The following is a 25,061-nucleotide window of genomic DNA, read 5'->3' as shown; positions in this document are numbered from 1 at the left end:
ATGTTGGATAATCAAAAAATTAATGCTAGTGAGATAGCACAGATTGGCGGTGTGGGTATAGGTGCAGAAGAGAATGCTTCCACAGAGCCAAGTCAGCAATTTCTTGTTTTTAAGATAGATAACGAAGAATATGCTCTTGATGTGCTAAGTATAGAAGGTATAGTTGGTGTTACTACTATTACTCCTGTGCCTGGAAGTCCTAAATATATGAGAGGGCTTATTAATTTAAGAGGTAATATTTTACATATAGTTGATATAAGAATGCGTTTTGGACTTGAGAGAAGAGATGATCGTTCTATAGAAAATGATGTTATTATAGTAATATCTACTTCTAACAGAAGATTTGGCATACTTGCTGATATGGTTTCTGATGTTATTACTGTTTATGAAAGCCAGATGACAGCTACTCCTATTGCTAATGTTAGCGGTTTGCAGATATCTAATGTTATTAGGCTTGAAAATAAAATTATCATGGTCCTTCCTATAGAGGATATAGTTAAATCTAATGATGCTATAAGTAAAACTATAGTTTGAGGTTTTTTATGAGTGAATTAAATCTTGCACCTTTAACAGACGGCGAGTTTAACGAATTAGTTAGAATTATTTATGATAAAACTCGCATACAAATGTCTGAACATAAAAGAGCTTTAGTTACTTCAAGAATAAGTAAGAGAATTAGAGCTTTAAATATGTCTTCTTTTAGAGAATATATAGAATATTTAAAAGGTGCTCCTGATGAAGAAGTTACCAATTTCATCAATGCTGTTACTACTAATAAAACTGACTTTTTTAGGGAGAATAAGCATTTTGAATATATGAAAAGTACCTTTCTTCCAAATTGGGAAAAGAGTTATAAAGAAGGAAAGGTTAATAATTTAAGGATATGGTCTGCTGCCTGTTCTACTGGAGAAGAGCCTTATACTATTGCGATGACGCTTCATGATTATTTTGGAGAAAGATTTAATCATTATGATATAAAAATTTTAGCAAGTGACATAGATACTAATGTACTTGCTCATGCTTATGCTGGTATATATAAAGAGGAGACTGTAGAAACTATTCAAACTAATACTTTGAAGAAATATTTTCTTAAAGGTACTGGAAATAATGCAGGCCTTTATAAAGTAAAAAATATTTTGCAAAAATGTATATCGTTTAGACAGCTTAATTTTAAAGATGAAGATTTTGATATACATACTAAGTTTGATTTGATATTTTGCAGAAATGTAATAATTTATTTTGATAAAGAGTTTCAAAAAGAATTATTTAATAAATTTTATAGATATATGAAAGATGATAGTTATGTGTTTATAGGGCATTCTGAAACTTTGTTTGGAATTTCAGACTTGTTTAAATATATTTCTAGCAATATCTATAAAAAGATTTAATTACGGGGTTTGATATATGTTAGATTTTCCATCCGCTGCTAACAGCAATTTTAAAAGAATCACTATATATATAGGTGGTTATTATGCCTCTAGACAGCCTGCGGTAATAAAAACAGTATTGGGAAGTTGTATATCGGTTTGTTTATTTGAGAATAATTTGAAGTTCGGCGGCATGAATCACTTTATGCTCCCAGAGATGAAAGAATGGGAGAATCCTGAAGATGATTATAATTATACTAGATATGGTCTTTACGCTATGGAGGTGCTAATAAACGAGATAATTAAACTTGGAGGTAAAAAGGCTAATCTTACAGCTAAAATATTTGGAGGCGGACACGTTTTAACTGGTATGACTAGTAATGTGCTTCAAGTACCAGATAAAAATATTAAATTCGCTAGAAAATTTTTAGCTGATGAAAATATTCCTATTATCAGTGAGGATGTTGGAGGTTCTTGGCCTAGAAAAGTGTTTTTTTTCAATACCGAAAACAGAGTGCTTATGAAAAAAATTGAAGGTAAAACTAAAGAGTTCTCTGCTGAACAAGAAATTAAGTATTCTAAAAACTTGCAACAAAAAATTGAAGAGAAATCTGATATTACATTATTTTAATACAAGGAAAACATTAAAGGAAAATATTATATGGCTAATAAAATTAAAGTTTTATCTATTGATGACAGCGCATTAATAAGGCAGCTGCTTACTAAAATTGTTAATTCTGACCCTGATTTAGAGATGATAGCTACTGCTGCTAATCCAATACTTGCAGAAGCTAAATTAAAAACTGTAAAACCTGATATTATTACTTTAGATATAGAAATGCCGGAGATGGACGGTATTACTTATCTTAAGAAACTTATGATTAATAATCCTATTCCTGTAATAATGTTTAGTTCTTTGCTTGATAAACATAGAGAGTTAGCATTAGATGCTTTAAATATTGGGGCTTTTGACTATGTAATAAAACCTTCTGCTAATGTAAGAGATGGAGTTGAAGAATTAGCTACTGATTTAGTTGAAAAAATAAAAAATGCTTACAACAACAGAGCTAAGTTCTATAAAAAACATGGTGTGGCTATGCCTACAGAAACTGTTAACAATATTGCTACTAATAGAGTTGTTGTGGAAGCTCCTAAAACTTCTGGGTTTAAAGTTTATCCTAAAAATAATGCTGATATTATACTTCCGCTTGTACCTTCGAGAGAAGTTGCTATGGATAAAATTATACTTATAGGTTCTTCTACAGGCGGTACTGAGGCTTTAATAGAATGTTTAAAAAATGTTACTCCTTCTGCTCCTCCTATAGTAATAGCTCAGCACATGCCTGAACATTTTACTACTTCTTTTGCAAGAAGATTAAACACTGTATTAAAAATAGAAGTTTTTGAGTCTGAAGATGGTATGAGTATAGGACGCGGTCAAGCTGTACTTGCAAGGGGTGGAAAGCATACTATGATAAAAGTTAAAAACGGAAAGTATTATATTGAGGTTGTAGACGGCGAGCCTGTTACTAGACACAAGCCTTCTGTAGATGTACTTTTTAGAAGCGGTGCTGTATATGCTAAAAATAAGGCTATAGGTATCATACTTACTGGAATGGGTGATGATGGCGCTAATGGTATGAAAGAAATGAAAGATGCTGGTGCTTATAACATTGCTCAAAACGAAGAGACTTGTACTGTTTTTGGTATGCCAAGAGAGGCTATTGCTAGGGGTGGGGTAGATGAGATACTTCCGCTTGATAGAATATTAGCCGCTGCTCTTAAAAAAGCATAAAAATTGTATGAATAATGATATATATGATTATATAAATAAATGGGTTGGAAATACCACTATTTACCCAAGATATAAAATTGATAAAGCTTTAAATTTTGTATCTAATATTATAAATAATGATAATGTTTCTATAATTGCCACTGGCGCTAAAAGAAATAATACTAATGTTAGTTATATGGAATATCTTAATTTATTTTTAATTGATGATAATAAAAATAATTCCAAAGATACTAGAGGTTTTAAAAAAGATATTTCAAAGATATTAGAAAAAGAAAATATAGAATATGATGATATATTAGATTATCTTGTTGTTGATTATGAGAAAGAGAAAATTGTATTAAGACCAAGTTTCAAAATTGAAGAAGAGAATAACAAGATAGAAGCAGCTTTAATTACTTCTTCTAATGGCGAAAATAATATATATTATCCTAAATTAGACAATAAGAATTTTGATAAAAAAGAATATGAATGTAAAGATAATTTTATCAATTTAATTAGAATATTTAAATACATATTTCAAAGTTTCAATGGTGAGATAAAAGAGTTAAATGAGTTTAATTATGAGCTTATTGAAGCTTTGGTATGGAATATACCTAATGAATATTTTAATTTTAAAGATTATGATGATGGATTATTAAAAGCTATAAGTTATTTATATGATAAAATTGCCTCTGAAGATTATATTGAACTTTCTGAGATTAATGATATTAAGGTTTTATTTTCAACTAAAAATAATATTAACAGAAAAAATGTATTAGTGGCATTATATAAACTAAGAAAATACATAGAAGAGAATATGTAAGAGATTTTTTTGAAAATATTATCCACTTACAAAAAACAACCAGTAAAGCTCTATAAAATTAGTGAATTCAAAAAATATATTTCAGGTGATAATAATTAATATTTACAAATAATTAAAATAAGTATATATTATTAATTCAATATGCACTTTGGAGAAAACAAAAATGAAAATATTAGGCATAGATACTTCTTGTGATGATACTTCTGTAGCAATAGTGGAAAATGGAAACAATGTTTTATCATCAGTATTAAGTTCTTCTATAGATGCTCATAAAGAGTTTCAAGGTGTAGTTCCAGAGATAGCAGCAAGAAAGCATTTGGAAGCTATACTTTATGTAATAGATAAGGCATTAAAAGACGCTGACACAACATTAGATGATATAGATTTATTTGCAGTTACAAACCGCCCTGGGCTTTTAGGCTCTCTTCTTGTGGGGGTTGGAAGTGCTAAGGCTTTGGCTTTTTCTCTTAATAAACCATTACTAGCATTAGACCATATAGCAGCTCACATTTATTCACCTCATCTTACAAACAATATAGAGTTTCCATATATAGCGTTAGTTGTTTCAGGAGGGCATACTATTATTACAGAAGTTCATGATTATGGCGAGTATAAAGTTGTTGGTACCACTTTAGATGATGCGGTGGGTGAGGCTTATGATAAGGTTTCTAAGTTTTTAAATCTTGGCTATCCGGGCGGACCTATTATAGACAGATTAGCAAGAGAAGGGGACAAAGAAGCTATAAAATATCCTATAGTGCTTCTTAATGGAGTTGATGAGTTTAATTTTTCTTATAGCGGACTTAAAACAGCTTGCGTATATTCTACACAAAAATATTTACAAAAAGGTTATGAGTCTACAAATGAAAATATAGCAGCTGCTTTTCAAATAAGTGCAATAGAGCCTTTATATATAAAAACACTTAAATATGTTGAAAAAAGCGGTATAAAGAGAGTTACATTATCTGGCGGTGTAGCATGCAATAGTTATTTGCGTGAAAGGTTTGGAAACTCTAAAGACTTTGAATGTTATCTTCCTGCTTTAAAATATACTACAGATAACGCTGCGATGGTTGCAGGATTAGCATACTATATGAAAGATAAAGAAGAGTTTGCTGATTATTCTTTGGACTGCTCTTCGAGGGTTTTAAATAAAAAGTATAACAAAAATAAAAGTATAAAACAATAATATATTTAGGAAATAAAAATGAACAGCAAAGAAAATCAATATTTCTACAGTGCTTTAAATAATATTAATAAAAAAGAATATGATAAGGCTATAGAGGATTTATTAAAGGTTATAGAATTAGATGAAAAGAATTTAGATGCTTATTATAATTTGGCTGCGGTTTATTGTGATATTAAAGATTATGATAATGCTATAAAAACTTATAATAAATCTATAGAAATATATCCGCATGATTTTGATATTTATTACAGTAAGGCTCAAATATATTTAGAGAAAAATGAAATAGAAAAAGCAATAGAAGATTTAGAAAAAGCAATATCTCTAAATAAAGCTTATTCTGATGGTTATTATTTACTTGCTGTTTGCTATAGAAGACAAAAGAAATACAAAACAGCACTTAAATATTTAAAAGAAACTTTGAAATATAACAATGAAGATTATATTGCTTATTATGATGTTTATAGAATATATAATATTTTTATAAAGCATGAAAAAGATAATGAAAAAAAAGAAAAATATAAAAAACTCTCTCAAAAGTATTTAAAAAAATCTGCTGATTTAGGCTATGATAAGGCTTTAGAAATATTAAAAGATTAATTATTTATAAGAATATCCATTAATTTTGACTGCATATCTATATTGCTGTTTAAATCATTGCTTTCTAATTTTGTTTGAAATATCAATTCTGTAGAATTATTATTTTTTGAGAGAATATATATATAATCTCCAAGTATCAAAGCTTCTGATATATCATGCGTAACATATATAATAGTTTTATTTGTTTTTATTTGTATGTTTTTAATTATATCTAATAATTCTTTTTTTCTTTTAATATCCTGACCTTGTAATGGTTCGTCCATTAGTAAAAAGTCTGAATTATAGGCTAATGCTCTTGCTAATGATAATCTTTGCTTCATGCCTCCGCTAAGCTCATTTGGTTTGCTGTGTATATTATCAATTAGGTTAGTTATAGTTAATGCTTCTTTTATAGTTTTATCTCTTATGTTTTTATTTTTGATTTTGTCTTTTAAAATATAATTAATATTCTCATAAGCGTTTAAATGATTTAATAGTCTTGGCTCTTGATACACAAAAGATGGGCTGTCAATTTTTTTTGCAATTATATTAAGCAGAGAAGTTTTTCCGCATCCTGATGAACCTAATATAATACTTATTTTATTTGTGTGTAAGTTAATAGAGAAGTTTTTAAATATTATATTGTTATTGTATGATAGATTTATATTGTTTATTTGCAAAACATTATCAACTATTTTCTTATCATCACAAATCATTTTGAAGCCTCATTATAATTTCAAATATAATATTAAATATAATTGCAATCAAACAATATGCAAACAAACTAACAGTATTTAAATATAAATGCGATTCATATAGTTTTGTGCCGAGTCCTAATGTTGGCAGAGTTATAATTTCTGAAGCTAATACGCTTTTCCAAGTCATTCCCATTGATTGCGATATTGAAGTGAGTATATAGGGCTTTATTGACGGTATATACAAACTTATTAATTGATTTTTAAAAGACACATTATAAGAGTTTGACATTTCTATTAGATTTTTATCAATGTTTATAATTCCATTTACTACAGCATCATATATTATTGGAAATATTACAAACAAAGATACAAATATAGGCACTAAATTATTATTAAACCATAATACTGCTATTAAAATAAGAGGTATGGTTGGAATTGTTCTAATAAAGTTTATAATAGGCATTAAAATATATCTAACACTTTTAAATATACCAGCAATTATTCCTAATGTTATCGCAAGCAAAAATGAAAGCACAAAAGTAACTATTACTCTTATAAATGTATATAACAAATTAGAGTAAAAATCTTTTTGAGAAATTATATTTATTAAATCTAAAAAAATTTTATCTATACTTGGGAAAATAATTTCAGAATTAATTTTTAAAGAAACAAAACTCCATATAGCTATAAATAATATGATGCCTATAAAAAAATATATAATCTTTTTTTTATTGTTTTTTTTCATGTCTTAAATATGTTGAATTATTATTTAATTTTTTTAATGATACTAAAAAAAAATAAATTGTCAAATTGTATTGATTGTATTTTTTTATGTGTAGTTTTTTATATTCGTTCTATAAAGTGTTTTTTGTATTTGTTCCAATAAACATTGTAGACTCTTGATTTATTATCATCTAAGTTTAATTGATACATTCTAAAAGTTACTAATATATTTTTTGGCTGCCATAGTTCTTCATAACTATATTTATAATGCATGCCGATTTTTTTCATTACTTCTCCGCTTGCAATATTATTTATATCATGTGTTGCTGTAATATATTTGATATTATCATTTTTTAATTTCTCTACAACTTTTTTTGAAGCTTCTGTTATTATGCCTTTGTTCCAATATTCTTTTTTAAGTCCATATCCAAAATCATTACTATCATTATTGTTTTCAAAATGTATATAGCCTATAGGAATATTATTTTCTTTTAAGCAAACGGCATATCTATAAAAATTGTTATTATTATTTGTATCTAAATAAAATTTTTGTAAATGATTTTTAGTTTCTTCTATGCTTGTAAAAACAAACCAAGGAAGATATTTATTAACTTCTTTATCTGACAAAATGCTGAATAATGCTTCGGTGTCATTGATATTAAATTTTCTTATTATGAGTCTTTCTGTTGTAATCATATTTTTTTATAAAAGTTAAAAATAAAAGGGCATACAATAATATTGCAAGCCCTTATTAATTATAATATCTTAAAATTATTTGTTAATTTTTCCTAAAAGCTTCTCAGCAATAGCACGTCCTGTAGGAGTGTTAGCAAGCCCGCCCTGAGCAGTTTCTCTAAATCTTTCATCCATACCATCAGCAACTTCTTTCATAGCCATAACAACCTCATCAGCAGGAATAACACTTTTAAAACCAGCACAAGCCATCTCCGCACAAACTATAGCATGTACAGCCCCTAAAACATTTTTACTCATACAAGGCACCTCAACAAATCCAGCCACAGGGTCGCAAACAAGCCCAAGTATAGCAGATAAAGATAAAGCAAAAGCATGAGCACACTCTTCAGGAGTTCCTCCCATAATTTCCGCACAAGCACAAGCAGCCATAGCAGAAGCACTGCCGCATTCAGCCTGACATCCTCCGCCCGCCCCTGCAAATGTAGCAAGCTGAGCAATAATATCAGCAAGACCCGCAGCAGTAAACATAGAATGAACTATATCTTCTTTTTTGTATCCTCTATTTTCGCATACAGTAAGCACCGCAGGCATTATTCCGCAGCTTCCAGCAGTGGGTGCTGCTATAATTTTACCCATGCAAGCATTATATCCGCTAACTGCCATAGCTGCTGTAACAACTTCTCCTATAGTCTCTCCTAATATGCTCTTTTTGTTTTTATAAAATTTCTCTACTATTTCAACACAGTCCTCTTGAAGTCCTGTTACAAAATTAAATTTATCTTTTTTGCCATTTATTACAGATTCTCTCATAATATCATAATAGCTAGACATCTGCTCTATTATTTTGTTTCTATCAACTTTTTGACTATTAGCTTCTATATCTATAACTATATCACTAATTTTTTTATTTTGCTCTGTAGCTGTAGTAACTAATGATTCAATAGATTTTATATCCATAATTTATTTTCCTTTTTTATATATTATTAATATAATTTATCTAAAAATACAAAATCTCTTATATTTTCTATTTTTCTAATTTTTTCTTCTATTTCTTTTGATATAACATCAGTCATACCAATAACTATAATAGCATATCCTTGATTAGGTCCTTCAAATTGCGGAGTAACATTCATATTTTCTATGTTGATTCCATTTTCAAAAATAATAGAAGTAACTTTAGCAATAATCCCCGGTACATCTTTATTAACTATAGCTATAGTAGGGAAGTCACCTTTGTAATGCACTTCTATGCCATTTACTTTATCTAATACAATAAGTCCTCCGCCAATAGATGAAGCTAAAATGTTTGCTTCATTATTTTCTCCTTTTGCTTCTATGTAAACACTATTAGGGTGAAATGCTTCTCTTAAAGTTGTAGGTATAAACTCGTATTTAAGGTTATTTTCCTCAGCCAATTTGTAACTGTCTCTAAGTTTAGTATCATAAGTCTCTAAACCTAAAAGACCAGCTAAAATAGCTTTATCTGTGCCATGACCTTTCCATGTTAGTGCAAAAGAGCCGTGCAAATATATTTTAGCTTCTTTTACATCTTCACCTAAAATTTTTTTAGCTAGTTTGCCTATTCGGCAAGCTCCAGCTGTGTGAGAACTAGAAGGTCCTATCATTACAGGTCCTATTATATCAAATAAAGTTGCCATAAAATTAGCCTCCATTTTTATATATATAATTTAACATATTCAATATATTTTAGATATATATTTTATTTATTTTTTTCATCTCAAATAAAAAAAATAAATAAAATATTAAAATTATTACTTTTTAGAATATTGTTTTTTATTAAAAAATAAAAAAATAATATTTAATTTTAAAAATATTTAATATTATTTAAACATAATAAAATATTATAAACAATATATTATGTTTAAATATATTGCTTATATTACCGATAATATATGCAAGTGAACAGAATATTATAAAATTTTTATGTTTACTAAATTATGTATATATATATCTTAAAGAAAGAGGCAATATTAAATGTCAGTGAAGCAAATTTCAGATCAAGAAATATTATCAATGTATTTAAATTACGAGTCAATGGAGAAAGGGTTATCACTAAATACGTTAGAGTCTTATAGAAGAGACATAGTGATATATTTAGATTTTCTAAGCAGAAACAAAAAAACGATTTTAAAAGCTACCAGAAAAGATATAGAAAAGTTCTTGAGTGAAAGAAAGGATAAGGGTTCTAAATCTAGAACAGTTGCAAGAAATAAGGTAAGCATAGTTAATTTATATAAATTTTTAGTAATGGAAAATTATATTTCTAAGAATCCTACTGATAATTTAGAAGTTATACGTTTAAAGAGAGTATTACCAGAATCTTTAACTACAGAAGAAGTTGATGATTTATTGTCTGTGCATAATGAGAAAACAGATAAAGGCTTGCGAGACAAGGCTATATTTGAGCTTATGTATTCTTCAGGACTCAGGGTTAGTGAAATTTGTTCATTAAAAATAGAAGATATATTTTTTGACGAGAAGTATTTAAAAATTTGCGGTAAGGGTAAAAGAGAGAGAATAGTTCCTATTAATGATAAAGCTTTGGATATTTTAAAGAGATATATCCAAACGAGCAGGGTAGTGATGGTAAAAGGTAAAAAGACAGGCGAGTTATTTTTAAACTTTAGAGGAGATAAAATTTCTAGGGTAGGTATTTGGAAGATAGTAAAAGAGGCTATGAAAAAAAGCGGTATAGAAAAGAATATTTATCCTCATACTTTAAGACATAGTTTTGCTACACATCTTATTCAGCATGGTGCCGATTTAAGGTCTGTTCAAAGAATGTTGGGACATTCTGATATTACTACAACTGAAATATATACACATGTGGATTCTACACATTTAAAAAAACAGATTACCAAACACCCTAAATATACAAAACATACTAGACAAAACAGCTAAAAAATAAAATAATAATTGGAAACTACTTTATATGAAAAAAAGCATTATAGCAACTACAATATTGTTACTTATAGCAACTTCTCTTATCCTTCTTACTTTTGGTATAGGAGAGAGGCTTACAATAATTAATTATAATAATAATTTACAATATGCGATAGAAGAAGATAATAATAGAAAGACGCATAGAATAGATATGTATAATCCAGATTCTCTTACTTTAGTTCATAGCAAACCTATATTTGATGAATATAATTTGGCTGTAGATTTGGATGATTTTTATGTAGATGAAGATATAAGTGTAAGAGAAGATATAGAACTTTTTAGTCAGGAGTTATTATTAAGCGATGAGGAGATGAGCAGTGATATGCCTAATCCTAATGTACTTCCAGCTATGGTTTTTTCTGGAAATACTACAGATAAAACTTCAGATAAATTGAGTAAGGCTATAGAAAGTGCTATTATTAATTCTAAGAAAAGGGAAGCTCCTCGTGTTTCTATAGATTTATCTAAGATATCAGTATTTAGGTATGAACCTGTAGTTATAAATGCTTCTATATATACAGAAGATAAAGTAGAAAATTTAAGTGTTTATGTGAGATATAAAAAAGATAAAAGTGTAAGAAAAAATGTTGATGATAGATATCCTATTAATGTATTTAAAATACAAAATGCAGAGTATAAGGCAACTTATTTACATCCATTTGGAGGGGATTTGGGTGAATACCAGGCGGTTGTGCTTGTACAAACTAAGAGCGGAGTTTATGGCTATACAAAAGATTTTACTGTAAAAGGAAGACAATCACCGCCTGCTAAAGAGACTAAAAAGATAACAACATTAGAATATGCTATAGATTTAACTACTAAAAAAATTCCTAATTTAGAAACAGGCGCTCTCACAGAAGATTATAATGCCATATACGATTGGGTTCGTTATATGAAATGTGATACTTTATGGGTAATAGGAGGTCAGACTACTGGTTGGACTGGCGGTATTACTCCTGAAAAACCTTGGGCACCTGCTATGATTAAGAATGTTGAGAATTTAGCTGCTTCAAAATCTAAGGGTAATGTTGAGCTTGGTGCTTATGTTATGAGTTATTTTGCAGCTGGCGGCGGACATAGAAAGGGCGGATATGAAGTTTCTATTGGTTATAATTCAAGCACTAAAAGCTTAGTAGAAAGCAGACACATATCTTTGGGAGACCCTAAAAGAGTACAGGATATTATAGATATATTAAAAAGATATGATGCTAATCCTAATATATCATATATTGGTTTGGACTTTATTAGAACTGGTGAAGTTGATGGTTATGAGTTAGTTGATGAGATGGTAGAGCTTACTGGAGTTTATACTCCTGCTAATTGGTCTACTATGAATAAGGCTGCTCGTATGCGTTGGCTTGCTGTTAATAGAGGCAGAAAAGAAATAGGAATGAAATGGAGATGGTATAGGGCTCATAAAGAATCACTTATTATAAAGGCTATAAAAGAATCTGGAATAAAGAAAAAATTATGGGCTTTTACTTTGGGTTGGAATCACGGACAGGAACATGGACAAGACCCTTATATGTTCTTTGATGCTGGTATTGATTATGATGCTGTTATGATATATGAGGCTAGCCGTCCTCAGCATGTTGGTATGCTTGCTGCTTGGCCTAGATATTTGTCTGGAGAGTACAATGTTTTAGTTGGTAATATGATTGATAATAGGCTTCAAGACGGCAGTTTGAGACCTGAGCTTGAATATATGAGAAGGGTTTATGAATCTGAAGCTAAATTCAATAGAAGCAGCAGAATAAGAGGAATATTCTTCCATGACGTATCAAGAATGTTATGGTCTAAGTTTAGAGGTCCTAATACTATAAAAGAATGGGCTAATATTAATGCTTCTATAGTTTCAAGGATAGAAGAAAAATATTCTGAAAACCCATTTAATGTTACTGTGAAACTTGATGAGAGAAACAGAACAGGAGTACTTACTATAGTTAATAGAACTTCAAGAAGACTAAATAATGTTAGAATTAAAACTGATTTATCTCAGGCATTAGCTGCTATTGTTCTTGATAGTGAAGTTGTTACAATAGATGCCGGAGCTACTGTAGAGATAGGATTTAAATATTCTTATGGCAGAAGCAGATATTCTTCACTTATGTCTTTTAGAGTTATGGCAGAGTCTGGTGAAGAAAATGTTGCTGTTGCTTATACTCTTCTTAATTCGCTTAGAGTTGTTGAACCTAAGAATGAAGAAGTAGTGGAAGAAAAGCCTGCTATTGTAGCTAAGGGCGAAGAAAGCAATAACGAAAAATCGGTAAATGATAATTAATTAAAACATAATTAAAGGAGTCTTTTTAAAGGCTCCTTTTTTATTTATACTAAATGATTATATTTTTTCAATTTTGTGTTTTTGAATATTGTTATTAATTTTATAGTTTAATATATTATACTTGTTTCAAAACTTCTTTAATATTTAATAATAATTTTATAATTTTAATTCTATTGACAAAAAATAAATTTATAACTAATATAAAACAATTCAAAAAAGGAATTCAAATATGTTAAAAATGCTGTTAGTTTCATCTTTATTATTAATATCTTTATTTACTATAAGCTGTAAAGATTTGAAAGATACGATAGAAGAAAATATTATAGGAATAGATAAAACTTATGCAGGTATTTGGAATGTTGATGAAACTCCAAATGTAAGTGATATTAATTTTTCAGGTTCTTATATTATAATAAAAGAAGATGGGGCTATGGATTTCTATTTTGGAAAAGCAAACAAAACCTTTAGTTTTTCTTCAGGCCAAATATTAAAAGTTAAAAATGGTTATATAGCTGTATATAATGAAATATATGATAATAATGGTACTATAGTATCAAAAGAACATTTGCTTGAGATGAGTTTTGAAGAGATAAATAATAATGATATGACATTTTCTTATGCAGCAAATGTAACTTATACTGTTGAAGAAAATAATAATGTAAATACAGCTATAAAAGGTGTTTTTATTAAGCAAGCAGAGTAAAGGTTTAATATAAAATTATTAAAAGGACGTTAGTAAAAGTTTACTTTTTTATTTATGAAATATGAAAGATAAAATTAATATAAGTAATGAAAACTTTAATGTATCAATAGCATTATACAGACCAGAGATTCCTTCTAATACGGGTAATATTGGAAGGCTTTGTGTTGGGTTAAACATATCGCTTCACATAGTCTCAAAACCATCATTTATACTAAGTGCTAAAGAGATTAGAAGGGCAGGGCTTGATTATTGGGAAAAATTGAGCCTAATAAAACATGAAAATGAACACACATTTTTAGAATATTGTAAAGAGAACAATAAAAGAATAGTGCCTATATCAAAGTTTGGTGCTATTCGTTATGATGAGTTTAATTATAGTGATAATGATATACTTTTGTTTGGAAGGGAAAGCACGGGCTTAAGAGAATCTATATGGGAGAATGATGCCGCTAATTCTGTGTATTTACCTATGAGTGATAATATACGCTCTATAAATGTATCAAATACTGCTGCTATAGTTTCTTATGAGGCATTTAGACAATTATGCTTAAATAAAAATATTTAAACAGCTTTCTTTATAGTTTTTTCTTTTTCTTCATCATATAATTTAAATACAACGCTTATCTCTGTTCCAACATTTTCTTCACTTTTTACATGTATATCAGCGTTATAATTATTGCATATATTTTTTACTATTGTTAGTCCAAGCCCCGTTCCATTGACTTTAAGGTATTTATTGTTTTTTACCCTAAAGAATCTTTCAAATATTCTATTTAAATACTGCGGGGCTATTCCGCAGCCTGTATCTTTTACTGTAAAAATTGCTTTATCTTTATCTGTGCTTAAAATAATTTTTACATTTCCGCCGTCATCTGTATATTTAATAGCGTTATCCACAAGGTTATTAACAACTTCTGTTATTTTTTCTTTATTAGCCATTATGAAAGCAGATTCTATATTTAAGTCTATTGTAATATCTCTTTTTTGAGCTTTTAACTTATTGCTGTCATAAACATTAAGTATTATCTCTTTTATATCCATCTTTTCATCTATAGTCTCTTGCCAATTAGCCTCTATTCTGCTTAATGTAAGCATATCCATAACTAACTCTTTCATTCTCAATGCTTCTGTATTTATTCTATTTACAAAATCATTTAATTTTTTTCCACCGCCAGTAGCTAATAAAAGTTCAGAGTATCCCAAAATAGAAGTTAAAGGTGTTTTTAATTCATGAGAGGCATTAATAAAAAAGTCCTGTTTTTCTATCTCTAATTTTCTAATATCTGTAACATCTTCAAATTTTATTAAAGCGGATATATTTTCATTATTGCGTATTGGTATAATTGTGATTTCTATATCCATATTATGTTCTTTTGAATCAAACTTTGAAAACCTTCCTAATTCTATAGCATTATCTATCTTTTTTATTACATTTTCATCTTTTATTATCTCATTTAAATTATTAACTGTTTTCTCTTCAATATCTAAGAAATCTATAGCAAATTGATTAATAAAAAATATCTCCTTTTTCTTATTGACCGCAATAATCCCTTGTGCAATATTTTCTAATACATAATTAAGTTTTTCTTTTTCTGTCTGATACGCTATGATATTATTATTCAAATCAACAGCAACTTCATTGATATCATAAATTATATTGTTAATATCATTAAACCCCGTAAGATTTTTGGGAGTAAGCGAGCGGTTATTGTATATATTATCTAATGTCTCTTTAATAATATAAAAAGGATTCATAATATTTCTTGACATTATAGGCAGTACAAAGGCCATGAGTATTACAACAATAGTTATCACCATAACAGCTGTAAATAAAAATGTAGTTAAATATTTATTAATAGAATCCATAGGTATGGACACTCTTAATATGTAATCAACAAAGTCATCAGATTTAATTTTTTTTGATGCATATATATAGGGTGTTTTTTGGCTAATAGAAGTGCTTATTGAAAAAGACGGTTCATCATTTGTATTGTGTAAAGCTTCTATGACATCGCTTCTATTATTATGGTTTCCGAGAGTTGTTTTTGCTGTGTCGCTTAGAGTATCTGCAATAACTATACCGTTTGTAGATATTATACTTATTCTTAATTCTTCTTTATCTGATTGCAATACAAAATTTTTAAAATCTTCTTCAGTTTTTATATCATATATATTAATCTCTCTTTGAAGCATGTCTATGATATTAACAATCATTACTCTACTGTACATAATATTATTATACTGCACGGTAAAAAGAATTCCTATAAACATTAAAGCACTTGATAATATAAGAATAAATAACGATTTTAAAAAAATGTTTCTAATCATAAAGAGTAATTATATTTCTATTAATTTATAACCAATTCCCCTAATAGTAATAATATTTTCCTTTTTTAAATCTAATTTTTGCCTAATAGATTTGATATGCATATCAATGGTTCTTGTTTCCATAGAATGCTCTACTCCCCACACTTCTTCAAGCATCATTTCTCTATCTACAACATTATTAGCATTTTCCATAAGAAGTTTTAATAAGTCAAACTCTTTTTGTGTAAGAGGAATCTGCCTATCATTAACATATACAACTCTTTTTTTTACTATTAGCTTAATCTCACCAAATGTCAATTCTTCTGTATCCACTCTCACATCTTTTTTTCTCAAATTAGCTTTAATTCTTGCTATGAGTTCTAATACAGAGAAAGGCTTTGGTATATAATCATCAGCCCCTAAATTAAGCCCTGTAACTATATTAATTTCACTAGATTTTGCAGTAAGCATTATTACTTTTATAGGTAAATGGGCATAATCTGTTCTAATTATTTTTAATATATCAGTGCCTTCCATATCTGGAAGCATAATATCCAAAAGTATTAAACTAGGTATATTGTTTTTTAAAGCCTCAAGCATATCTTTACCATTGGCAAAACATTCTATGTTAAACCCAGCTTCTTCTACAGTGTATTTTATTAAATCTCTTATGTTATCATCATCTTCTACAGAATAAATAAGTTCTTTTTCCATAAAATTTCCACTCTTCTATTATAATTTTTTATCTTTTTGTATTATATATTTATTTTGTTCAATATACAAGTACTTTAATATGTAAAATAAAAAAACTTTATTTGTTTTTTACAATATTTTACAATATTATATTAATTATTAGTATAATGTTATTAAATAATTGAATATTATCATTAATATAGTATTTTTTGTATGATAGTATTAAAAATAAAAATATATCATTGCTATATTTTTATTTTATTGTATAATATTTCCAAGTTATTTAATATTGTTCTAAAAAATAGGAGAATATATATATGCCACCAAGATCAAAATTGGGTGAAATACCTAGGCAAGAAATGCCGCAAAGAAGTGCTGAAGAGCGTAAAAAGGACTTCAAAGAAGTACCTTTAGGTTATACAGAAGAACAAGCATATACTGAATCTTTAAGATGTTTAGATTGTAAAGTTCCACATTGTATGGAAGGTTGTCCTGCTAAGGTAAAAATACCTGAGTTTATAGGGCTTATAGCTGAAAAGAAATTTTTAGAAGCAGCTAAAAAAATAAAAGAAACTAATGCATTACCAGCAGCTTGCGGAAGAGTATGTCCTCAAGAAACTCAATGTGAACAAAGATGTGTTGTTGGTAAGAAATTTGAGCCTGTTGCTATTGGTAAATTAGAGATGTTTGTTGCTGACTATGAAAGAAAACATGCTAAGTATGATGGCTTAAAAGTAGAAAAAAACGGTAAAAAAGTATGTATTATAGGTGCTGGTCCTGCTGGGTTGGCTTGTGCTGGAGACTTAATAAAATTAGGTTATGATGTTACAGTGCTTGAAGCGTTGCATACTATAGGCGGAGTACTTATGTATGGTATTCCAGAGTTCCGTTTGCCTAAAGAGTTGGTTGCTCATGAAGTAGAAAACCTTAAAAAAGATGGAGTTAATTTTAAAATAAATGAAGTTGCTGGTATATCTTTGGATTTCAATGAATTAAGAAAAGAATATGATGCTATATTCTTGGGTACTGGTGCTGGGCTTCCTGCTTTTTTAAATATACCTGGTGAAAATTACTGCGGAGTTTATTCTGCTAATGAATATTTAACTCGTGTAAATTTAATGGGAGCATATAAATTCCCAGAAGTAGATACTCCTGTTATAAGACATAAAAGAGTTGCTGTATTAGGCGGCGGTAACGTGGCTATGGATGCTTGCAGAACTGCTGTAAGGCTTGGTGCTGAAAAGGTATATATAGTTTATAGAAGAACAGAAAAAGAACTTCCTGCAAGAGTTGAAGAGGTTCATCACGCTATGGAAGAGGGTGTTGATTTTAGATTTTTAAGAGCTCCTTTAGAAATTATTGCTGATGAGAATGATAATGTAAAAGCAGTTAGAACTCAAGTTATGGAACTTGGTGAGGCTGATGCCGATGGAAGAAGAAAACCTGTTCCTGTAGAAGGAAAAACTGAAGATATAGAAGTAGATGCTGTTATTGTTGCTATAGGTACTACTCCTAATCCTCTTATATCTAGAAAAGTACCTGAATTACAAACTACTAAAAAAGGTACTTATGTAATAGATGAAGAGACTGGTGCTACTTCTGTAGAGGGTGTATTTGCTGGCGGCGATGCTGCTCGTGGAGCTGCTACTGTTATACTTGCTATTGGTGACGGTAAAAGAGCTGCAGCTGGTATACATAAATACTTATCTAAGTAAAAATATTTATATTATAAAAATAAAGCTCAATACTATTGTATTGGGCTTTTTTATATATCTTTAATTATTTAAATATCATATAAGCATATCTATTTGCATGAATAATTTTAAAATAATTATAATATTTTAGTCTATGAGTATTTCTTTTATTTTCGTGTATATTTAATATATTCTTGTTATTTTTTCTTAAATTTCATAGTTATACATTAAAAAAACATTTTGCCAAATGATTTATTAAAAATTATTAAAAATTTATTTGTACAATGATGAATTATGCATATAATACTTAATATATATAGAGAGAGACCAATAAATGGAGCAATATTATGATGTCATTAATAGATAACATAAAATTTTCATTTTTATATATAGAATTATATTCTATGGGTAAAAATTGGGAGTTTCCTCAATCAATGATACCATATAATATTTTAAGATATATAGTAAAAGGCGAAGCTTTATTTTATATTAATGATGAGATAGTTAAAGTAAAAGAAAATCAAATAGTATATATACCTAAAGGGTGCAACATGTCATGTAAATCTGTTTCTGATACTTTTGAATTTTTCAGTGTAAGGTTTACTACTTTAGTTTCATCTGAAATTTATGATGTTTTAGGAAAAGTTTATGGTATTCCTAGGATTTTGGATAATCATGGAGAAGATATTTATTTTAGGGAGATGTATAAATGGCTGCATGAAAAAATAGCTGCAAAAAAATGTTTTATAGAAGGAAATTTAAATCTTTTAATAGGTTCTTTATCTATTAGAGCTGAAAATAATAAATTAGAATATCCATTAAGTTTAGAAAATGCAAAAGCAAATATGGATAATATGGATATAATTAAAGAAATGGAAGTAAGTTTAAATAAACAAAATATAGATCCAAGAATAAGATTTGTATCATATCATATTATTTCAAATCCTACAGACAATTATACTCCAGAAAAGATGGCAAGTATGGTTGGCTTAAGCAAACAGAGATTCAGCAGTTTATTTAAGAAGAGTATGGGCAAGCCTCCTATGGAATATTTAAGAGAAATCAGGCTAACAACTGCTGCCAGATTTTTGTTGATTGGAAATAAAAGTATTAGTGATATAGCATACGATGTAGGATATAAAGACCCTAATTATTTCATAAGAGAATTTAAATCTGCTTTCGGTGTTACTCCGAATAAATATCGCAAAGTTAATAGAGACGGATAAAAACAATTTCAATTTTATTTTTATAATTTCATATTTAATAAACAAAAAAGATTGTAGTGCTATTTTTGAGCGTTAAGTTAGTAGAAGTCAGTAAAAAAAATTATAGACTTATAAGTATAAGATAATATCTTAAATCTAAAAAATCAAAATTAATTAAGGAGAATGTTATGAGTATAAAAAACAAATTGTATATTTTATTTATTGCATTATCATTATTAACAATTAGTTTAATAGGATGCGGTAAGAAAACATCTTCTTCTGTATCTTCTAATGGAGAACTTGAGGGTGAAATAACCTTTTGGCACTCATTTACTCAAGGTCAAAGATTAGATGTTATACAAAAAGTTGCAGAGCAATTTATGAAAGATAATCCAAAAGTAAAAATCAAGATAGAAACATTCTCTTGGGCAGATTTTTATACGAAATGGACAACTGGATTAGCTTCAGGTAATGTTCCTGATATGAGTACGGCGTTACCAATGCAGGTAGTGGAAATGATGGATGCAGGTGCAATAATACCTATTGATGATTTAATTGATGATATAGGCAGAGATAAATTTTCTGAATTATCTTTATTGGAAGGAGAAAAGGACGGACAATGCTATTCAATACCATTATATTCTCATGCTCAGGTAATGTGGTATAGAAAAGATTTATTAAAGAATGCCGGATTAGAAGTTCCAAAAACTTGGGATGAATTTGCTAAGGCTGCTAAAGCTTTAACAAAAGATGGAGTATATGGCTGTTCTTTCCCTTGCGGTTCAGGTGATTTTATGGCAACAAGATTTTTAAATTATTATGTAAAAAGTGCGGGAGATAGTCTATTAACTGATGATTTGAAAGCAAATTTAACAAGTAAAGCTGCAATTGACGGAATAAAGTTTTGGGTTGACATATATAAAAATTGTTCTCCTAAAGATTCTGTTAACTATATAACATTAGATCAAGCAAATTTATATTATCAGGGAAAAACAGCTTTTGATTTTAACTCAGGCTTCCAAATAAGCGGAGTAGAAATCAATTCTCCTCATTTGATTGACCAAATAGACTGTGCACCTCTTCCAAAAATAAATGCTGATGATCCTGATTATGGTGCTGAAACTGCTCATATACCAATGGTTATTTGGGCAAATTCTAAACACCCTGAAATATGTAAGGCATTTATAAAAAAATTATATGAACCTGATACATATATAGAATTTTTACAAGCAACTCCTGTAGGTATGCTTCCTTCTATAGCTGGTATATCAGATAATCCAAAATATCAGGAAAATGAAATAGTTAAAAAGTTCTCTAATGCTGAGCAAATTATAAGAAAAACAATGGATATGGGAACATCTATAGGATTTGAAAATGGACCTAATGTTCAAGGAAGTTTATTAACTTCTCAAAGCGTTATTGAAGATATGTTCCAAGAAATTCTTGTTAATGGAAAAGATATAAATCAAGCTGCTAAAGATGCTGAAAACAGATTAAATGACTTATTCAGCAGTGTACAATAAATTGTTAGTATGAGGGTGTATTTATGAAAAAATGGCTGAATACTATTGATTATGCAAGATGGATATTTGTTCTCCCTGCTATGATCATTGTAATAGCTTTGTTAATATATCCTATCTTTTCAAGCCTTTATTACAGCTTTACAACAAAACATTTAATAAGGCCTGTATATGACTTTATAGGAATGAAAAATTATATAGATGTTTTAATGGACCCTTTATTTTTCAAAGCTTTTTTAACATCTATTTTGTGGACAATTTTTTCTTTATTAGGTCAGATAATGATAGGATTTACAGCAGCATTATGTTTAAATAGAGTAAAACATTTGCAAAATGTATATAGAACATTAATGATTATACCATGGGCTTTCCCTTCAATCGTTATAGCTCTTTCATGGAAGTGGATATTAAATGGGGTATCAGGATTTTTACCTAATTTAATGGTTCAGATTGGATTGACTAATGAATTACCTCAATTCTTAAGCGATAGTAATATGGTATTTCCAACTTTAATTTTTATAAATGTTTGGTTTGGCTCAGCTATGATTATGGTAAATATATTATCTGCATTGCAAACTATACCTCAAGATCAATATGAAGCTGCTCAAATAGATGGAGCAAAAAAGTATCAGCAGTTTTGGTATATTACTTTTCCGCATATAAAAATAGTAGTTGGGTTATTGGTGGTTCTTCGTACTATATGGATATTTAATAATTTTGATATTATATATCTTCTTACAGGAGGAGGACCTGCTAATAAAACCAGCACAATTCCAATTTATGCTTATAAAATGGGGTGGGGTACAAAGTTATTAGGAAAATCATCTGCTGTTACTATTTTGCTTTTATTGTTCTTGCTTATTATATGCTTTATATATTTCATGGTAATTGCTAAATGGGAAAAGGAGAATAAATGATGTTTAAATCAAAAGAGATTATAGGAAACCTTTTATGCCATATATATCTTATAATATTATCTATAATATCTGTATTCCCTTTACTATGGATATTAATATCTTCTGTAAAAACTAATACAGAACTTACTTCATATCCTACTAACTTTATTCCAAAAAATTTTACATTGAATAATTTTATTCATGTAATTAAAGATTTGGATTTTGCAAGAAACATAGGAAACAGTATTATTATTGCATTATTAACAACTATAATAGCAATAATTATATCAAGTATGGCAGCATACGGAATAGTGAGATTTTTTCCTAAATTAGGAAGTATAATGTCTAAAATATTAGTTACAACATATTTATTTCCTCCTATACTTCTTGCAATTCCTTATTCTCTTGTAATGGCTAAATTTGGATTAACTAATACTAGAGTCGGTCTTATAATAGTGTATTTATCATTTAGTGTACCTTATGCGGTATGGATGTTAGTTGGTTTTTTCAAGACTGTACCTATTGGTATTGAGGAGGCGGCGAGAGTTGATGGAGCTAATAAATTGCAAACATTTGTAAAAATTGTATTGCCTTTAGTGGCACCGGGTATAGTGGCTACGGCTATTTATACTTTTATAAATGCATGGAATGAATTTTTATATGCATTAATATTAATAAATAGCACAGATATGATGACAGTATCTGTAAAGTTTAGATCGCTTCAGGGGGCAGAAATATTGAATTGGGGAGATATGATGGCAGCATCTGCTTTAGTTGTTATACCTTCGGTTATTTTCTTTATGATTATACAAAAGAAAATAGCAAGGGGAATGGCAGACGGAGCAGTAAAATAAAAAATTATAAAATAAAAAATTATATTTAGGAGGATAAAAAATGAAAACAATAGGTTATGCTATTGTAGGCACTGGTTATTTTGGAGCTGAACTTGGAAGAATAATGAAAGAGGAAGAAGGAGCTAAAATATCAGCTATACTTGATCCAGAAAATGCCGAAACTATATCTAAAGAATTAGAATGTGATATTGAAACAGATTTAGATACTCTTTTTAAAAGAGAAGATGTAAATGCTGTTATAGTTGCAACTCCAAATTATTTACATAAAGAACCTGTAATAAAAGCGGCAAAAAATAAAGTTAATGTTTTTTGCGAAAAGCCAATAGCATTAAATTATAAAGATTGTGATGAGATGGTAAATACTTGTCAGGAGAATGGTGTAATATTTATGGCTGGGCATGTTATGAATTTTTTTAATGGAGTTCGTCATGCCAAAAAACTTATTAATGATGGTGTAATAGGGGAAGTATTGTATTGTCATTCTGCAAGAAATGGTTGGGAAGAACAGCAGCCTACTATATCTTGGAAAAAAATTAGAAGTAAATCAGGGGGACATTTATATCATCATATTCATGAATTAGATTGCATACAATTTTTAATGGGCGGAATGCCTACTACTGTTACAATGACAGGAGGAAATGTAATGCATAATGGAGAGGGATTTGGAGATGAAGACGATATGCTTTTTGTCAATTTAGAATTTCCTAATAATAGATATGCTGTTTGTGAATGGGGATCTGCTTTTCATTGGCCTGAGCATTATGTGCTAATTCAAGGAACTAAAGGTGCTATTAAATTAGATATGTGTGATTGCGGCGGGACTTTAAAATTAGATGGAAAAGATACGCATTTTCTTATACATGAAACTCAGGAAGAAGATGATGATAGAACTAAAATTTATCATGGTACTGAAATGGATGGTGCTATCATGTATGGTAAGCCTGGTAAAAAACCGCCTATGTGGCTTCATAGTATTATGAAAAAAGAGATGCATTATTTTAATGAAATAATGCATGGTAAAGAGCCAGATGAAGAGTTTAAACCTCTTCTTAATGGTGCAGCAGCAAGGGCAGCAATAGCAACTGCTGATGCCTTGACAAAATCAAGATTTGAGGATAAAAAAGTAAAATTAAAAGAAATTATAGGAGAGTAAAATATGGGAACATTAGATAAATATAAAGGAATTATTCCTGCTTTTTATGCTTGTTATGATGAGAAAGGTGCTATAAGCCCTGAAAGAGTTAAGAAGTTTACACAACATTTAATAGATAAAGGTGTAAACGGATTATATGTAGGAGGTTCTTCTGGAGAATGTATTTATCAGAGTAAGGAAGAAAGAAAAGTGGTATTAGAGAATGTTATGGAAGTGGCAAAAGGTAAAATTACTATAATAGCACATGTAGGCTGCAACAATACTGCAGACAGTGCAGAATTAGCCACTCATGCTGAAAAATTGGGTGTAGATGCCATAGCTTCTATACCACCAATATATTTCCACCTTCCTGACTATTCTATAGCAGAATATTGGAATGATATAAGTGCTGCTGCTCCAAATACAGATTTTATTATTTATAATATACCTCAGCTTGCAGGCGTGGCCTTAAACGTTAATCTTTATAAAAAGATGAGAGAAAATCCAAGAGTTATAGGAGTTAAAAACTCATCTATGCCTGTACAAGACATACAAATGTTTAAAGATGTTGGTGGGGATAATAGTATTATATTTAACGGACCAGATGAACAATTTGTAGCTGGAAGATTAATAGGGGCTGATGCTGGAATAGGCGGTACTTATGCGGTAATGCCTGAATTGTTCTTAGCTGCTAATGATGCTGTTAATAAATGCGAGTTTGATAAAGCAAGAAATATACAGTATAAAATAGACAGAATCATATATGCTATGTGTGAATGCCATGGTAATTTATATGCAGTAATGAAAGCTATTATTAAACTAAGAGAAGGCTTAGAATTAGGCGGTGTAAGGAAACCATTAAGCAATATAATAGACAATGATAAACCAAAAATAGAAAAATGTGCAAAAATGATAGACGAGGCTGTAAATAGCATAAAGTAATATATTTAATCTGAAATTTAGAGA

The 25,061-nt window shown here is 29.0% G+C and carries 25 protein-coding genes; 18 read left to right on the top strand and 7 right to left on the bottom strand.

Annotated features, from left to right (window positions below):
* From R4I97_RS07320 to R4I97_RS07290, 7 genes are all read left to right on the top strand, one after another.
* Complete coding sequence (locus tag R4I97_RS07320; RefSeq protein ID WP_295296338.1) at positions 1 to 534, top strand: chemotaxis protein CheW; 534 nt, start codon at positions 1 to 3, stop codon at positions 532 to 534.
* Between the two features lie 8 nt (positions 535 to 542).
* Positions 543 to 1,388, top strand: a complete 846-nt coding sequence (locus R4I97_RS07315) for a protein-glutamate O-methyltransferase (protein WP_335784418.1) — start codon at positions 543 to 545, stop codon at positions 1,386 to 1,388.
* Positions 1,389 to 1,404: 16 nt separating this feature from the next.
* Positions 1,405 to 1,998: a chemotaxis protein CheD gene (locus R4I97_RS07310; RefSeq protein ID WP_147730736.1), complete on the top strand. Its 594-nt coding sequence runs from the start codon at positions 1,405 to 1,407 to the stop codon at positions 1,996 to 1,998.
* A 30-nt stretch (positions 1,999 to 2,028) separates the two neighbouring features.
* Positions 2,029 to 3,162, top strand: coding sequence for a chemotaxis response regulator protein-glutamate methylesterase (locus R4I97_RS07305; RefSeq protein ID WP_335784417.1), 1,134 nt, complete (start codon positions 2,029 to 2,031; stop codon positions 3,160 to 3,162).
* Between the two features lie 7 nt (positions 3,163 to 3,169).
* A complete protein-coding gene (locus R4I97_RS07300) occupies positions 3,170 to 3,964 on the top strand; it encodes a hypothetical protein (protein ID WP_335784416.1) in 795 nt (264 codons plus the stop codon).
* A gap of 163 nt (positions 3,965 to 4,127) precedes the next feature.
* Complete coding sequence (gene tsaD / locus R4I97_RS07295; protein ID WP_335784415.1) at positions 4,128 to 5,153, top strand: tRNA (adenosine(37)-N6)-threonylcarbamoyltransferase complex transferase subunit TsaD; 1,026 nt, start codon at positions 4,128 to 4,130, stop codon at positions 5,151 to 5,153.
* 18 nt (positions 5,154 to 5,171) lie between these two features.
* Positions 5,172 to 5,750 carry a tetratricopeptide repeat protein gene (locus R4I97_RS07290; protein WP_335784414.1) on the top strand — a complete coding sequence of 193 codons (579 nt, stop codon included), beginning with the start codon at positions 5,172 to 5,174 and terminating at the stop codon, positions 5,748 to 5,750.
* Here the strand turns inward: R4I97_RS07290 and R4I97_RS07285 are convergent.
* The 5 genes from R4I97_RS07285 to sdaAB form a co-directional block, all read right to left on the bottom strand.
* Complete coding sequence (locus tag R4I97_RS07285) at positions 5,747 to 6,445, bottom strand: ATP-binding cassette domain-containing protein (RefSeq protein ID WP_335784413.1); 699 nt, start codon at positions 6,443 to 6,445, stop codon at positions 5,747 to 5,749. The two genes, R4I97_RS07290 and R4I97_RS07285, sit on opposite strands and share 4 nt — an antisense overlap.
* On the bottom strand, positions 6,435 to 7,172 hold the full coding sequence (locus tag R4I97_RS07280; RefSeq protein WP_335784412.1) for an ABC transporter permease: 738 nt from the start codon (positions 7,170 to 7,172) through the stop codon (positions 6,435 to 6,437). Before R4I97_RS07280 ends, R4I97_RS07285 begins: the two co-directional genes overlap by 11 nt.
* 98 nt (positions 7,173 to 7,270) lie before the next feature.
* Positions 7,271 to 7,846, bottom strand: coding sequence for a GNAT family N-acetyltransferase (locus R4I97_RS07275; RefSeq protein WP_335784411.1), 576 nt, complete (start codon positions 7,844 to 7,846; stop codon positions 7,271 to 7,273).
* A 75-nt stretch (positions 7,847 to 7,921) separates the two neighbouring features.
* Entirely contained in the window at positions 7,922 to 8,803 is an 882-nt protein-coding gene (gene sdaAA, locus R4I97_RS07270) for an L-serine ammonia-lyase, iron-sulfur-dependent, subunit alpha (RefSeq protein WP_335784410.1), read from the bottom strand.
* Positions 8,804 to 8,829: 26 nt separating this feature from the next.
* Positions 8,830 to 9,504 carry an L-serine ammonia-lyase, iron-sulfur-dependent subunit beta gene (gene sdaAB, locus R4I97_RS07265; RefSeq protein WP_335784409.1) on the bottom strand — a complete coding sequence of 225 codons (675 nt, stop codon included), beginning with the start codon at positions 9,502 to 9,504 and terminating at the stop codon, positions 8,830 to 8,832.
* A gap of 337 nt (positions 9,505 to 9,841) precedes the next feature.
* Between sdaAB and xerD the strand changes: the two genes are divergently transcribed.
* From xerD to R4I97_RS07245, 4 genes are all read left to right on the top strand, one after another.
* Entirely contained in the window at positions 9,842 to 10,768 is a 927-nt protein-coding gene (gene xerD / locus R4I97_RS07260; RefSeq protein WP_335784408.1) for a site-specific tyrosine recombinase XerD, read from the top strand.
* Positions 10,769 to 10,799: 31 nt separating this feature from the next.
* Positions 10,800 to 13,091 (top strand): hypothetical protein, encoded by a 2,292-nt coding sequence (locus R4I97_RS07255; protein WP_335784407.1) that lies wholly within the window; start codon positions 10,800 to 10,802, stop codon positions 13,089 to 13,091.
* A gap of 229 nt (positions 13,092 to 13,320) precedes the next feature.
* A complete protein-coding gene (locus R4I97_RS07250; RefSeq protein WP_335784406.1) occupies positions 13,321 to 13,794 on the top strand; it encodes a hypothetical protein in 474 nt (157 codons plus the stop codon).
* 61 nt (positions 13,795 to 13,855) lie between these two features.
* A complete protein-coding gene (locus R4I97_RS07245; protein WP_335784405.1) occupies positions 13,856 to 14,359 on the top strand; it encodes a tRNA (cytidine(34)-2'-O)-methyltransferase in 504 nt (167 codons plus the stop codon).
* Here R4I97_RS07245 and R4I97_RS07240 read toward each other — a convergent pair.
* Together R4I97_RS07240 and R4I97_RS07235 are read right to left on the bottom strand one after the other, a co-directional pair.
* Entirely contained in the window at positions 14,356 to 16,122 is a 1,767-nt protein-coding gene (locus tag R4I97_RS07240; protein WP_335784404.1) for a HAMP domain-containing sensor histidine kinase, read from the bottom strand. The genes R4I97_RS07245 and R4I97_RS07240 overlap by 4 nt on opposite strands.
* A 9-nt stretch (positions 16,123 to 16,131) precedes the next feature.
* On the bottom strand, positions 16,132 to 16,815 hold the full coding sequence (locus R4I97_RS07235) for a response regulator transcription factor (RefSeq protein ID WP_335784403.1): 684 nt from the start codon (positions 16,813 to 16,815) through the stop codon (positions 16,132 to 16,134).
* 296 nt (positions 16,816 to 17,111) lie between these two features.
* On the opposite strand from R4I97_RS07235, the gene gltA reads away from it, so the two are divergent.
* The 7 genes from gltA to R4I97_RS07200 all read left to right on the top strand — a co-directional run bounded on the left by gltA (position 17,112) and on the right by R4I97_RS07200 (position 25,037).
* Complete coding sequence (gene gltA / locus R4I97_RS07230) at positions 17,112 to 18,509, top strand: NADPH-dependent glutamate synthase (RefSeq protein ID WP_335784402.1); 1,398 nt, start codon at positions 17,112 to 17,114, stop codon at positions 18,507 to 18,509.
* 326 nt (positions 18,510 to 18,835) lie between these two features.
* Positions 18,836 to 19,714: a helix-turn-helix domain-containing protein gene (locus tag R4I97_RS07225; RefSeq protein WP_335784401.1), complete on the top strand. Its 879-nt coding sequence runs from the start codon at positions 18,836 to 18,838 to the stop codon at positions 19,712 to 19,714.
* A gap of 167 nt (positions 19,715 to 19,881) precedes the next feature.
* On the top strand, positions 19,882 to 21,216 hold the full coding sequence (locus R4I97_RS07220; protein WP_335784400.1) for a sugar ABC transporter substrate-binding protein: 1,335 nt from the start codon (positions 19,882 to 19,884) through the stop codon (positions 21,214 to 21,216).
* A 23-nt stretch (positions 21,217 to 21,239) separates the two neighbouring features.
* On the top strand, positions 21,240 to 22,130 hold the full coding sequence (locus R4I97_RS07215; protein ID WP_335784399.1) for a sugar ABC transporter permease: 891 nt from the start codon (positions 21,240 to 21,242) through the stop codon (positions 22,128 to 22,130).
* Positions 22,127 to 22,963: a carbohydrate ABC transporter permease gene (locus R4I97_RS07210; RefSeq protein WP_335784398.1), complete on the top strand. Its 837-nt coding sequence runs from the start codon at positions 22,127 to 22,129 to the stop codon at positions 22,961 to 22,963. The genes R4I97_RS07215 and R4I97_RS07210 overlap by 4 nt, the downstream gene beginning before the upstream one ends.
* A 40-nt stretch (positions 22,964 to 23,003) precedes the next feature.
* Positions 23,004 to 24,116: a Gfo/Idh/MocA family oxidoreductase gene (locus R4I97_RS07205; RefSeq protein WP_335784397.1), complete on the top strand. Its 1,113-nt coding sequence runs from the start codon at positions 23,004 to 23,006 to the stop codon at positions 24,114 to 24,116.
* Between the two features lie 3 nt (positions 24,117 to 24,119).
* Positions 24,120 to 25,037, top strand: coding sequence for a dihydrodipicolinate synthase family protein (locus R4I97_RS07200; protein WP_335784396.1), 918 nt, complete (start codon positions 24,120 to 24,122; stop codon positions 25,035 to 25,037).
* Positions 25,038 to 25,061: the final 24 nt, after the last annotated feature.

This window comes from Brachyspira pilosicoli, assembly GCF_036997485.1.
Taxonomy (GTDB): Bacteria; Spirochaetota; Brachyspiria; order Brachyspirales; family Brachyspiraceae; genus Brachyspira; species Brachyspira pilosicoli_C.
Note: the sequence above shows the minus strand (reverse complement) of the source record. Positions and strands in the feature narration are given on the sequence as shown.